The sequence below is a fragment of the Bacillus sp. AK25 genome (assembly GCF_048270685.1).
Taxonomy (GTDB): Bacteria; Bacillota; Bacilli; order Bacillales; family Bacillaceae; genus Bacillus; species Bacillus altitudinis.
In genome coordinates, this window is record NZ_JBLUWC010000001.1 from 1,167,237 (window position 1) to 1,180,530 (window position 13,294).

A 13,294-nucleotide genomic window follows, 5' to 3' on the forward strand; every position below is an offset into this window, starting at 1 on the left:
AGAGTATTGATAAAAAAAATATTTTATTTAGCCGCTTTATTTTTAGCTGCCTTAAACTTGCGCCCAATCATTACATCCGTAGCTTCTATGATGAGCATGATTCAATCAGACCTTGGCGTTAGTGCACTCACGGCAAGTCTTTTAACCACTTTGCCGGTCTTGTGCATGGGAGTGTTTGCCCCTGTAGCAACGAAACTAAGCCGCCGGTTTGGATTAGAGAGAACCCTTTTTTTCTCGATTTTTCTTATCACAATTGCGACTGGACTGCGTGGTACAAGTCAAACAGTTACCATCCTTCTCATGACTGCTTTTGCAGGAGGAGTTGGAATTAGTTTTGCCGGACCATTGTTGTCTAGTTTTATTAAAAAGTATTTCCCGAAAAGTCCTGGGATTGTCAGTGTGTACTCTATATCGATGACAGTTGGAGCTGCACTTGCTTCGGGCTTGACCATTCCGATTTACCTTCGCAGTGAGCATAACCTTCCACTTGCGTTATCCTGCTGGGCGATTTTAGGCGTTATTGCCATGATTTTATGGCTCGGTCTAGCTCGTCAAAACCAACAAGCGGATCTTGCAGACGTGCCACTGAGATTACCGCTGCGAAACAAAAAAGCCATTCAATTCACCTTGTTCTTTGGCTTTATGTCTAGCATGTTCTATTCGTTAACAGCGTGGATTTCACCCATTGCGCTTGATTTTGGGAATAGTCCGCAGTATGCCGCCATGCTGCTTACGATATTTACACTCATTCAGATTCCGGTGGCATTACTCGTTCCAAACATCGTCAATCGTCTAGGAAAGCCGAAATTATTTCTGATCTTATGCAGTTTGTCAGAGCTGATTGGCCTCATATTCCTTCTACTGCCAATGCCGATCCTGCCAGCTGTTATTTTTCTGGGGATTGGAGCAGGTGGATTATTTCCTTTGGCGCTTATGCTGCCTATTATTGAAACGCGTACACCAGAAGAAGCCGGTACATGGTCAGCGATGTCACAGATGGGCGGGTACATCATGGGAGGATTTGGTCCATTTTTAATCGGTTTGATTTTCGATATCAGCGGACATTTTCAAGCTGCTATTGTCGCAATGCTCGCCATCGTGATGCTGATGATTGGCGTGCAGTTATCTATGAAGTTAGGAAAAAAACGTGATGAGGTATCCAATTAAAGATCAGTATACCGCTGCTTTTATTTCATCACTCAATTGAAATCGCCATAGCCTATTTCTAAGTAGGCTATGACGATTATTTTGCTCAATCTTTAAAAGATGCACCTGAATGAATTATCGTGAAAGAAATTTTTCAACTTTACGAGTGGCCATTTCTGCAGCCTCCATGATCATTTCACATAATGAAGGAGGAGAAAAGAGGATGCCTTATCCGAAAGGTCATAAGTCAAAAGTGAGAGAGCAGATCATCGCAAGTGCTGCACGAGCATTTCGAACAAATGGGGTCCGTAATATCAGTTTGCCATACATTATGAAAGGGGCAGGTCTAACTCATGGAGGGTTTTACGCTCACTTTAAGAACAAAGATCAGTTGGTGATAGAGACTTTTCATTTTGCTATTACGGATACGATCAAGCTGCTGCAAAGTGTTGCAGACAAGAAGGCAGATCAGCCTCGAATTCAGACGATCATTGAATTTTATTTAAGTTCCGTTCACCGTGATCAGACGGAAGTCGGCTGTATACTGCCTGCACTGGCAGGGGAGATTGCTCAATTATCGCAAGAGGTACGGAAAGCTTATACCGATGAATTGAAACGGTTTATGGCGTTTATAGCCGATACGGGAAACATAGATCACTCTAAGAGTTACGCACTAGTAAGCAGCATGATTGGTACAATTGCTCTTGCGCGTGCTGTCAATGACTAGCAGTTCAGTGATCAATTGTTATTTGCAGGCAGAACACAGGCAAAACACATTTTAGAAGCGAATTAACATTCAAATGAAAAACATAGGAGATGTTGCGATGTTTATTAGAGAAGCAAGCATAGAAGATTATCCACAATTAAGACAAATCTATTTAGAATCCCGACGTCAGAGCTTTCACTGGCTCAATACAGAAGAAATCAAACTCCAAGATTTTGATCAAGATACGCAGGAAGAGCAAATTTTCTTAGCTGAGGAGAACAATAAAATCCTTGGATTCATCTCATTATATGTGCCAGATCGTTTTATTCATCTCTTGTTTGTACATCCAGAAGCTACTGGTCAAGGGGCTGGCGATCAGCTGCTCAAGCAAGCTATAAAAGTTTTGGGAACACCAGTCACCCTCAAATGTGTATCCGAAAATCACAAAGCTTTGTCTTTTTATCAAAAAAGAGGATGGAAGGCTGTTGTAGAGGAAGGGGAGCCTGGGGCGAAGTACTGGGTGCTTATTTATGAATAGAAGTCATGTTATCTATCATTCACACGGCCCTTTATAGGGCCTTTTTGATTGTCAGTTTCTAAAAGCCATTTCTTCAAATGAAAATCAATAACAAATGAGCGGCTAAAATCCGTTCTTTTTTATGCTTAAAAATTGGACATCTTATGAATGAGAATATGAGATTCCATTATTTTTAATATCCTAATGCATTATATTTTAAAGGGTGTTACCGTTGGATGTAAGGAATGATTGGCCAATCTTCCAATAAGAGTTGGAGGAGAATCATGAATTACAAAATTGAAATGTTAACGAATATGAAAATGGTGTATATGAGAAATATAGGACCGTATGGCAGTAAAGAGAATGTGGAGATGATGAAGAAATTTAAAAAATGGATCAACGAACATCAATTCAATGATGAATTAAAGAAGCATGGCATATACGGTGTCCCTCAAGATGATCCTGCAAGAACTTTACCTGAAAATTGCAGATATGACCTAATGTTCATGACAAATAGAGATTTCTCCAAAGATCAACTTGTTCAGACTGGTCATGTTGAAGGAGGAAAGTATGCTGTGTTTACGGTGACACATACAGCCGAAAAAGTGAATTTGTTTTGGAGACAATTACCTCAAATGATCCAACACAATCAATTGAACATACGCCATGCACCTATTATGGAGAGATATAGAGAAGATGAAGGCGAAGATAAGGTGTGTGAATTCTTACTGCCTATCTTTTAAACATTTTATCTAACTTTCATGAAAACAGACCTCTTGTGGTCTGTTTTCATGAATATAAAATCTACACGTTTAAATAGTTTAGGACTCGTTCCTTTAAATAACGATATTGATCCTTATTCGTATCTTGAAATGCTTCTTCCCGATTTGAAGGTACATCCATATAAAAAATTTCTTCAGAGAATTGTGAAGAAGTAAAGTCAATTCTTGTTCCATTCACTACGTTGTAAAAGTGCCATCCGCTGGGTAATGAGGTCTTGTTTATTTTTCCGCCTAAAAGATCATGGACAACTAAAGAAGTGACGCCACATTGTCCGTTTGCTGGGTTGTCTTTACTCCATTTTGAACTAGATTGAGAGGACCAGGCTTTATATAAAGCATCAATGATTTCGTCTGTCGAGTAGAGGTTCATTTACTAAAGATCCTTTCTATTTAAAGAGTGAGATAAATATAGCATCTGTTTAGTCTATAGTAGATTTTTTTCATTTAAAAACCAATAAAATCTTTTCGTTGAAGCACTTGATCCAAATGATATACTATGGCTAAAACAATGAAAGGTCATGTCAGGAGGAGCATGGTGTGATATTCATCATAGGAATTGTAATCGCTTTTATTGTTGCTATTTTAGGCTTTACTGTTTTCGTAGATGTAGGTAATGGGTTGGGAACGGCTTTTAGCATTATTGGGGGAATGGTCATTTTATTCATAGCGGGAAGGCTGCAAAGACAAAAAGAAAAGAATGATCCAAACATCTTATTAGATAAGATGATGATGCTCTTTCATGAAGACGGATTTCAGTCCTCAACATACATCTTTTCGCAAAATGTTGATAAAGGTTTTGCGATTGATGACGAGCGAAAGAAAATGCGCTTTATTACACATCAACCTGGCGGCTCATCTCAGAAATTCAGGTTTGAAGTCACTGAACTTTCCTTGCAAGAGTTGAAACAAGTTGACATGTTAGAAGATGGTATACCGATTGAACATTCTACTGAGAGTGATAATAATGAAGAGATTTCTACACTTCAATTAAGATTAACGATGAATGATCAAGAAGCATCAACGATCACGATCACCTTCCTGCAATTTGATGTGCCAGTTCGTAAGAGCACCGCTGAATATTTAATTGAACGAGAAAATTTGGAGGAAATTTATCATCAAATTAATTCGATGATGAAATCTGTATATTAACTAAATTCCTGTTCATAAAGAAGAAATCACATTTTGATGTGGTTTCTTTTTTTATCTCAATCAAGTTAAAGCCAGTCCAGTCATTGTAGTTGAATGTTTTTCTCAAAAATGAATAAAGATAGACTAGACACGAAAACGAACATTGATATTGAAATGACTCATGTGATGAGGAGGAAACATACATGCAAAAGCTTTGCAGGGAAGTCTGGATCGAAGTCAATCTTGATGCGATTAAAAGAAATATCGAAGCGATTCAAGCGCATATTCCAAGAAAAAGTAAGATCATGGCTGTCGTGAAGGCGAATGCTTATGGACACGGTTCAGTGGAGGTAGCGCGGCAGGCACTAGAAAGCGGTGCGACAGAACTTGCAGTTGCTAGCTTAGAGGAAGGCATTGTGCTGCGAAGAGCAAAAATTGAAGCGCCAATTTTGGTTCTTGGATTTACCCCGCTCGACTGTGTGAAAAGGGCTGCGGCCTGGAGAATTGATCTATCTGGCCTTCGTGAAGACTGGATTGCTCAAGCAAATGAGATCTTAGCTGAAGAAGAAAGCCAGCGCCGGCTTGGGATTCATGTCAATGTTGACACAGGGATGGGGCGATTAGGTGTACGGACAAAGGAAGAGCTGTTAGCGGTGGTGAAGGCGCTTGAAAAGAGTGAAAACCTGAGGTGGGATGGAATATTTACGCATTTCTCCACTGCGGATGAGCCTGATCCTGATTTTACGTTGCTTCAGCACAGCATCTTCATTGATTTCCTTCGGTTTTTGAAAGAAGAAGGGATCAAACTGCCGACCGTACATATGAACAATACAGCTGCTTCGATTGCGTTTCCTGAATTTAGTGCCGATATGATCCGGCTTGGTATCGGACTTTATGGATTGTATCCCTCGCAATACATTAAAAGCTTAGACGCTGTTCAGCTAGAGCCCGCTCTCAGTTTAAAAGCAAGAATTGCGTTCGTGAAGAAAATGGTGACAAAGCCAAGAACGGTCAGCTATGGGGCAACCTATGTGGCAAAGCCTGACGAAGTCATTGCGACCATACCGATTGGTTATGCAGATGGGTACTCACGTGCTTTATCCAATCGAGGGTTTATGCTTTTCCGCGGAGAAAGAATGCCGATTGCTGGCCGAGTCACAATGGATATGACGATGATCAGCTTAGGAGAGATGAAAGCAAAGCAAGGCGAGGAAGTCGTCATTTATGGCCGTCAAAAGGGCGGAGAAATTTCTGTTGATGAAATTGCTGAAATGCTCAATACGATTAACTATGAAGTCATTGCAACATTAAGCCGCCGTGTTCCAAGGTTTTATCGTCGAGGCGGGAAGATTATTAAAATATCGACGCCGGTGATGTATGTGTGAAAGTAAGGACAGCATGAAATTGCAAAAATCCCCCTTTATAAAGGGGGATTTTGAGTTTCACGTCTTATTTCGGCTTAAGCTCGATACTCTTTATCTAAAATAAGAATTGGTTTAATCGTAGATCCATTTTTAGAATCTTCAAAAGCTTGTTCAATCTCTTCTAATTCGTAGAATTTTGCTAGTTTCTCAACTGGGAATTGTCCATTTTTAAAGAACTTGACTAGTTTAGGAATGAATAGTTGAGGAACGGCATCGCCTTCTATCACACCTTTTAACGTGAGCGCATTGAGCATGAGATCATTGGTCACATTAAACGTTAAATCGCGCTTTCCTACTGCTACTGTTGCACAAGTTCCTTTGACACGCAGGCAGTGAAGGGCAGCTAGCGTGACTTCTGGTACTCCAGTTGTTTCAAATGAGTAATGTGCCCCTTTTCCTTCTGTGATTTCCTTCACTTTTTCAGCTGGGTTCTCATGTTTACTGTTGATGACATGTGTTGCACCTAATTCTTTTGCTAGCTCAAGGCGGCTATCATGGATATCAACGGCAATTATCGGATCACAGCCTGCAATTTTTGCTGCCATTAACCCACTTAAACCAACAGCGCCTGTACCGAACACAACAAAGCTTGTACCTGGAGCTGGAGCAAGTGAATTTAAGACAGTACCGCTCCCAGTCATTAAGCCGCAACCGAATGGTCCTAAATAACGTAAATCAGTTTCTTTGTCTACTTTCACCACATTTTTCTCATCAACCGTTGCATATGTACCAAATGACGATTGACCAAAAAATTGTGATACATCTTGATGATCATGTGTATGGATAGGCGTTTCATTATGTTTATTACGACCAGAAAAATTCAGTGGAATCATGTTTTCACATCCACCAGCGTTCCCGTCAAGACAATTATGGCAATGACCGCAATAAGCGAAACCAAGTACAACGTGGTCTCCTTCTTGAACGGTTGTGACATTAGAACCTGCTTTTACGACAATGCCAGAGCCTTCATGTCCTAATAAAGCAGGACGTGGGACAGGAAGCGTACCATCTAATACTGTGGCATCCGTATGACAAACGCCAGATGCAACGATTTTGACAAGCACTTCATCTGCTTTTGGATCATCTAGTAATAATGTTTGTTTCTCGAAATCTTTTTCATTTGTTGTGACCATCGCTTGAATTTCCATATCATGTGCCCTCACTTTTTGTATAGTATGATATTCTGAAGAAAGGTTATATCAAATGTCACAAAAAATTCATTTCTTTATGACTAAGTTGATTGTAGGACGAAAGATTTTCCGTTTCAATCAGCAAAAAATCTTTTTTGTATAGGTTTTCAACACAAATAAATTTATGTATATCTAATCAACATTTATTAAAAAGTGTCTAAAGGAGGGGCCCATGATCAAAAAAGAGGATCGCCGTGTTGAGCGAACAAAAGAAACACTTCGTCAAACATTCAAAATACTAGTAAAAGAAAAAGGATATTCGCACGTAAAAGTGAAGGATATTGTGGAAAAGGCAAACTATAATCGGACGACGTTTTATGTGCATTATGAAAGTAAAGATGAATTAGCAGCAGATGTTATTCACCGGGAAATGGTCGATTTCGAATATGAATTTTGTAAGCCGACTCGTGAAAATCCACTGTTGGATTTAACTCGCATGAAACCAGAGGGCACCGATGTATTTCAATATATCGTTGAAAATCGCGACTATTATGATTTATTAGTGATGGAAGACCGAATTCCCCACATACAAGAACAATTGCTTAAGAAAATACAATATATTTTCCAAAATAGAATGTCGTTTGTGAGTGATCAGTATGCAGAAATCAACGACAGTTATTTTGTCCAATATCGTTCATATGGCATCTTTGGTTTTATCATTGAATGGATCAGAAATGACTACAATGCATCTCCCTCAGAAATGGCACGACGTATTATCAATTTATTATATATTCAATCCTCACTTATGATTCAGTTGAAAGATGAAGAAGCGATTATGAAAAGGTAATGCTTAGGCCGCATCTCTAGCCCACAACATTTTGAATGTATATAAAGTTTTATTTAAAACTTCTTTAAATTGTAAACTTTGTAAAAAATAGAACGATAAAAGGAGGGAACATAACGAGTTGGAGGAATAGAAAATGAAAAAAAGGTTTTTATTATTTATCACGGTACTCCTATTAATGAGTATTCTTAGTCCATTTAAAGCAAATGCAGAAAATTCAATTGGATGGACGAAACGAGCTGATTTACCAGAAGAACGTATTAATGCTGGTGTGGGAGTCGTTGATGGGAAAATTTATGTATTTGGTGGAGCAAGTGAAAAAAATAAGTTGAATAACCAAACATTTATGTATGATCCAAAAAAAGATGTTTGGGAAGAGAAAGCCAGTATGCCAAGAAATAGAACAGGCGGTACTTACGCTACTGTAGGTAAAAAAATCTATCTAATAGGTGGAATTAATGAAGAGACAGAAGTAGCTTATAACACTATAGATATTTATGATGCAGAACTTGATCAGTGGGCTGAAGAGCCGATTCGAATTCCAAGAGAGCCGGTTTTTTCAGCTTATAGTAAAGGAACTTTACAAGCAGTTGCAGTGAAAGAGAAGATATATATTGTATCTTCAAAAAACTCATATAAGAATAATGTCTATGAATACAATACAATCTCTGGTGAATGGAAGAGCTTGAACTCATCGGGTTTACCATCTCGGAATGGGAGAGCCATTTCTGCAATTGACGGAAATATATATGTTGCAGGTGGCGAAAATTCGATAGGGCATAGTAGAGAAAAGTATTTGTTTCAGTATGATATTTCAACAGATACTTGGAAGAGATTAATTGATGTTCAGTTAACATCTTATACATATGAACCCTCCTATGAAACTTACAACGGCAAGTTCTTGATTATTGGTGGGCAATTATATGGTGATAGTTCAAAAAATATGGTAAACAAAGTTCAGATTTTCAATCCAAAAGATGGCCAATTTAAAAATTCAGCATATGATTTACCAGAAGGTAGAGTATCAGCTGTCGCAGCAATTGTTGATGACCAATTGTATGTCATTGGCGGACGTAACTATTCGGAATCTATGAGACATCTTTCTGTGAAAAGTGATTACAGATCCGTGATTTCTATTTCATTAAAAGACTTACAAGTGACTGAGGATGAAACAAAGCCAGATGATGGGATAGCAGAAGACCCAAAGGATCAAGATGGGACACAGCCAGGTGATGGCACAACGGAAGATCCAAAAGACCACGATGGAACAAATCCCGGTGACGGAACAACGGAAGAACCAAAAGATCAAGATGGAACAAACCCTGGTGATGGGTCAACGGGAGAACCAAAAGATCAGGACGGAACAAAGCCAGATGACGGAACAACGGGAGAACCAAAAGATCAAGACGGAACAAAACCCGGAGAAGAAACTTCGAAAGGTATACTTTCTATTACCATGATCAATGGGTTACAAAAGGATTATCTGCTCTCAATGAAAGAAATCAACGATTTTCTTAACTGGTATAAAGAAAGAAGCTTTGGAATCGGAATGAACTTTTATGAGATCAATGATGAACACAATAAAGGACCTTTCACAAGTAAGAAAGATTACGTGGTGTACCAAAATATCTTAATGTTTGATATCAAGCAATATTGATAAAATGAAAGCTGCTGATAATAGATTAGCAGCTTTTTTTATTTTACATTATTGTTAAAATTAGGATGAACATCATAAAAAAATAAGATATTTTTTTAAAAATCTGCTAAACATCCCATAACCACGTCCGATAATAGAATTGTCAGGGTTGATAAGCCCTAGAATAAAGGACTTTTTTCAGACAAGGACGTCTGTCAGGTCCCACATACATGGAGGTAATAGGAAATGAGAATTAACCACAATATCGCAGCACTTAACACATTAAACCGTTTGTCTGCAAACAACGGTGCGAGCCAAAAGAACATGGAGAAACTTTCTTCTGGTCTTAAAATCAACCGTGCAGGAGATGATGCAGCAGGTCTTGCAATCTCTGAAAAAATGCGTGGACAAATCCGCGGATTAGAAATGGCTACTAAAAACGCACAAGACGGTATCTCTCTTATCCAAACAGCTGAAGGTGCATTAACTGAAACTCATGCAATTCTTCAACGTGTACGTGAGCTTGTAGTTCAAGCTGGAAACACTGGAACTCAAGATGATACAGATCTTGGTGCTATCCAAGAAGAAATCGATGCACTAGTACAAGAGATTGGAAACGGTTCTGACAAGAATGGTATCTCTGACCGTACAGAATTTAACGGAAAGAAACTACTTGATGGTTCTTTCAGTGCAACTGGAGCAGATCCTAAAAAACTAACTTTCCAAATTGGTGCTAATGGTGCTCAACAGTTATCTGTTCACATCGAAGCAATGTCTGCTGATAAACTTGGTAGCGACCCAGAAGATGCAACAAAAGTTGTTTCTGCACTTAAAGTAACAGATTTCGCAACAATTGAGGCTGATGCTGATGGCGGATATGACTTCCAATTGGCAATCGTAGATGGCGCAATTGAAGCAGTTTCTAAACAACGTTCTAAACTTGGTGCAGTTCAAAACCGTCTAGAGCACACAATCAACAACCTTGGTGCTTCTGGTGAAAACTTAACAGCTGCTGAGTCTCGTATCCGTGACGTTGACATGGCGAAAGAAATGAGTGAGTTCACTAAGAACAACATTCTTTCTCAAGCTTCTCAAGCAATGCTTGCACAAGCGAACCAACAGCCACAAAACGTACTTCAATTACTACGTTAATGAAAGGCCCCTTAATGGGGCTTTTTTTTATGCTCTTTTTTCTTCGCTTTTTCTCCTTCTCTTCACTTGTGATTCTTTAATCCCTCTATTAAATCATGAAAAACGACCTTTAAATTTGGCATACTCTAGCGAAACGATCATATTGAATGAGACTTTTCCCTTATTTATTCCTTTTTTGTTAAACATATTCCATTAAAGTTCGATAAATGGATTGTAAGGCTTACGGAAAAATTCTAATTTAGAACTTTTAGACATGGATGTCTAATTGGTTCAAACACATGGAGGTCATTTAATATGAGAATTAACCACAATATCGCAGCACTTAACACATTGAATCGTCTTTCTACTAACAACGGTTCAAGCCAAAAGAACATGGAGAAACTTTCTTCTGGTCTTCGCATTAATCGCGCAGGGGATGACGCAGCAGGTCTTGCGATCTCTGAAAAAATGAGAAGTCAAATCCGTGGTCTAGAAATGGCTACTAAAAACTCTCAAGATGGTATCTCTCTTATTCAAACGGCTGAAGGCGCATTGACTGAATCTCATGCGATACTTCAACGTATTCGTGAGCTAGTTGTTCAAGCTGGGAACACAGGTACACAGCAGGAAGAAGATTTAGCATCCATTCAAGATGAAATCTCAAACTTGCAAGATGAGATTACAAGTATTTCTACTCGTACAGAGTTTAACGGGAAGAAATTATTAGATGGAACTTATTCGTCTAAGGGTGCTGATGACGGTGGTGAGGCACAAAGCCTTGTATTCCAAATCGGTGCAAACGCAACACAACAAATTACACTTAACATCGAAAACATGGGTGCTTCAGTTTTAGGTACAGATGGGACGGCTGAAGGTGAAGATGGAGCCGGTTCTGTTGCTGGAATCGATGTGACAAAATTTATTAGTGCAAGTGGTGAAGATGGCGAGGAAGCTGCTGGATTTGATGCACAACTTGGTATTATTGAAACAGCTATTAAGCAAGTGTCTGCTCAGCGATCTAAGCTTGGTGCAGTCCAAAACCGTCTAGAGCACACAATCAACAACCTTAGTGCTTCTGCTGAAAACTTAACAGCTGCTGAGTCTCGTATTCGTGACGTTGATATGGCGAAAGAAATGAGTGAGTTCACAAAGAACAACATTCTTTCTCAAGCTTCTCAAGCTATGCTTGCACAAGCGAACCAACAGCCACAAAACGTACTTCAATTATTACGTTAATTAAAAGCCCCCGTTGAGGGGCTTTTTTTATGTTAGTTTGATTTTAGCAATTGATGTAATTGAAAGTCTGGAACAGCTTCATAGAAGAAAGCTCGATTTAATTCATCATTCTTTTGATCCCACCTATGCCACCAGTGGCCGACCTCACCAGTGGAGTCAGCTTGAATCATGTCTTGCAGCTGCTCTAGGTTGATGATTTTTCTCGGTTCTATTAAGAACGAATGCATACGATGATAAGCCTCAAGGCATTTAGGTTGTTTTGTTTGAACGGCATATTGTACATAATAATTGAAAAATTCTTGTACAAATGTCAGATGGGGAATGGGGGTTCCTTTTAATTCAACGCCTTCCCAAGCCATATCCGCAATTGCACAAAGCCACCAGCCAAGCTCATTGGCGTGCTGCATTTGTTGTAAGGTATGCCGTTCAAAAGAAATAAGCCCATCTTCTTGTGCTTGTTTGAGCATACGCTCAAGTGTCTGTGCCTCAAGAGCTGCCTTTGTCATTCCCTGACCATGTATTGGATCTAATGTGCATAAGGCATCACCCATGACCAATAAGCCGCTTGGCCAATCTTCCATTTGTTCATAGTGGTTTCTGACACAAGCCGGAACTCTAAATCCTTTTGGTTTCGTATAGGGAATTAAATGAGTGATGGCTTCTGCTATCGAGGGATTGGTCAGCCTAGCGGTCTCTACATCAAACTGATCAGCGTCCGTTGTTGGATAATGAGAGCCGCCAGCTGCAGAGAGAAGAACCGCTGCTAAATCATGATCTACTCGTTCAAACAGTCCTGTTGGAATTTTTTTATTTGGCTGTCCAACGATGACCATTGGTTCTAGGTTCGGTGCCTCAGATGGTATTTGGTAGTATCTCGTGCTATAGCCAAGAGACACGATTAGCTCATCTGTCTGAGGCAAGGTTCGTCCTGCGCTTTTCAGCCATTTTGGCAATTTAGACATTCTTCCAGACGTATCAATGACTATGTCCGCACTCATTTTGTTGATGATTCCAGGCTTTATCCTCCGATCTTTGACCTGTAATCCACTCACTTTAGTCGTTTCTTCTTCAAAAAGAAGAGCGATCGCTTCATGTTTTTCTAAAAATTGAACACGATCCTCACGTAACATTCTTTGCATCAGCACCCACTCTAGCATGGCACGTCGTGTGACAGCTGTTTCTTCAGTATCGGTGAGTACTAACTCGCCATCTTTTGTCATAAATCGAGATGTCTGATGCCATGTGTTGTACCCGCCCATTTCGAGTAATTCTTTTGTATAACCAGGAAATAGACGTTCCACGATTTGTTTGCCTAGTGGCAACATTCTATGTGGATGAAAAGCTTGAGGCGTGCCAAGACGATTTTCAGGAGCGTCTGGCAATTCGTCCTTTTCAATAATCAATACTTCAAGGTAAAAACTTGATAAAACCTTTGCAGCGAGCATTCCCGTTATTCCGCCTCCGATGACGATCGCCCGCTCATACTTCATGGGTTGTGTCACAACATGCGCCTCCAGTGAATATATCAAATGGTTACATGACCATTTCATCATATGTTGATTTTCTAAGTATAGCAAATTCTCGTTTTTTTGAATATAGAAAGGAATTGTCATA

The 13,294-nt window shown here is 39.5% G+C and carries 12 protein-coding genes and 1 pseudogene; 10 read left to right on the plus strand and 3 right to left on the minus strand.

Features of this window, described 5'->3' with window-relative positions:
• Window positions 1-9 precede the first annotated feature (9 nt).
• The 4 genes and pseudogenes from ACNO7B_RS06010 to ACNO7B_RS06025 all read left to right on the plus strand — a co-directional run bounded on the left by ACNO7B_RS06010 (window position 10) and on the right by ACNO7B_RS06025 (window position 3,112).
• Window positions 10-1,167: a CynX/NimT family MFS transporter gene (locus ACNO7B_RS06010; protein ID WP_138279264.1), complete on the plus strand. Its 1,158-nt coding sequence runs from the start codon at window positions 10-12 to the stop codon at window positions 1,165-1,167.
• A gap of 202 nt (window positions 1,168-1,369) precedes the next feature.
• Window positions 1,370-1,939, plus strand: a pseudogene (locus tag ACNO7B_RS06015) (TetR/AcrR family transcriptional regulator).
• Window positions 1,940-1,970: 31 nt separating this feature from the next.
• On the plus strand, window positions 1,971-2,390 hold the full coding sequence (locus ACNO7B_RS06020) for a GNAT family N-acetyltransferase (RefSeq protein WP_156060657.1): 420 nt from the start codon (window positions 1,971-1,973) through the stop codon (window positions 2,388-2,390).
• Window positions 2,391-2,653: 263 nt separating this feature from the next.
• A complete protein-coding gene (locus ACNO7B_RS06025) occupies window positions 2,654-3,112 on the plus strand; it encodes a GyrI-like domain-containing protein (RefSeq protein ID WP_039168785.1) in 459 nt (152 codons plus the stop codon).
• Window positions 3,113-3,173: 61 nt separating this feature from the next.
• Here ACNO7B_RS06025 and ACNO7B_RS06030 read toward each other — a convergent pair whose 3' ends face one another.
• The gene (locus ACNO7B_RS06030; RefSeq protein WP_039168782.1) at window positions 3,174-3,521 is read right to left on the minus strand and encodes a YunG family protein; all 348 of its coding nucleotides are present in this window, start codon (window positions 3,519-3,521) and stop codon (window positions 3,174-3,176) included.
• A 167-nt stretch (window positions 3,522-3,688) separates the two neighbouring features.
• Between ACNO7B_RS06030 and ACNO7B_RS06035 the strand changes: the two genes are divergently transcribed.
• Together ACNO7B_RS06035 and alr are read left to right on the plus strand one after the other, a co-directional pair.
• Window positions 3,689-4,300, plus strand: coding sequence for a hypothetical protein (locus ACNO7B_RS06035; protein WP_156060661.1), 612 nt, complete (start codon window positions 3,689-3,691; stop codon window positions 4,298-4,300).
• 182 nt (window positions 4,301-4,482) lie between these two features.
• Window positions 4,483-5,664 carry an alanine racemase gene (gene alr, locus ACNO7B_RS06040; protein WP_039168779.1) on the plus strand — a complete coding sequence of 394 codons (1,182 nt, stop codon included), beginning with the start codon at window positions 4,483-4,485 and terminating at the stop codon, window positions 5,662-5,664.
• Between the two features lie 74 nt (window positions 5,665-5,738).
• Here alr and ACNO7B_RS06045 read toward each other — a convergent pair whose 3' ends face one another.
• Window positions 5,739-6,851, minus strand: a complete 1,113-nt coding sequence (locus tag ACNO7B_RS06045) for an NAD(P)-dependent alcohol dehydrogenase (protein WP_007498906.1) — start codon at window positions 6,849-6,851, stop codon at window positions 5,739-5,741.
• Window positions 6,852-7,065: 214 nt separating this feature from the next.
• On the opposite strand from ACNO7B_RS06045, the gene ACNO7B_RS06050 reads away from it, so the two are divergent.
• The 4 genes from ACNO7B_RS06050 to hag (ACNO7B_RS06065) all read left to right on the plus strand — a co-directional run bounded on the left by ACNO7B_RS06050 (window position 7,066) and on the right by hag (ACNO7B_RS06065) (window position 11,680).
• Complete coding sequence (locus tag ACNO7B_RS06050; RefSeq protein WP_058213846.1) at window positions 7,066-7,680, plus strand: TetR/AcrR family transcriptional regulator; 615 nt, start codon at window positions 7,066-7,068, stop codon at window positions 7,678-7,680.
• A gap of 133 nt (window positions 7,681-7,813) precedes the next feature.
• A complete protein-coding gene (locus tag ACNO7B_RS06055; RefSeq protein WP_217967324.1) occupies window positions 7,814-9,334 on the plus strand; it encodes a kelch repeat-containing protein in 1,521 nt (506 codons plus the stop codon).
• 225 nt (window positions 9,335-9,559) lie between these two features.
• Window positions 9,560-10,465, plus strand: a complete 906-nt coding sequence (hag, locus tag ACNO7B_RS06060; protein WP_138825599.1) for a flagellin Hag — start codon at window positions 9,560-9,562, stop codon at window positions 10,463-10,465.
• A 294-nt stretch (window positions 10,466-10,759) separates the two neighbouring features.
• Window positions 10,760-11,680, plus strand: coding sequence for a flagellin Hag (gene hag, locus ACNO7B_RS06065; protein ID WP_041092274.1), 921 nt, complete (start codon window positions 10,760-10,762; stop codon window positions 11,678-11,680).
• 32 nt (window positions 11,681-11,712) lie between these two features.
• On the opposite strand, the gene ACNO7B_RS06070 is transcribed toward hag (ACNO7B_RS06065), so the two are convergent.
• Window positions 11,713-13,182 carry an NAD(P)/FAD-dependent oxidoreductase gene (locus tag ACNO7B_RS06070; RefSeq protein ID WP_217967323.1) on the minus strand — a complete coding sequence of 490 codons (1,470 nt, stop codon included), beginning with the start codon at window positions 13,180-13,182 and terminating at the stop codon, window positions 11,713-11,715.
• Between the last annotated feature and the right edge of the window lie 112 nt (window positions 13,183-13,294).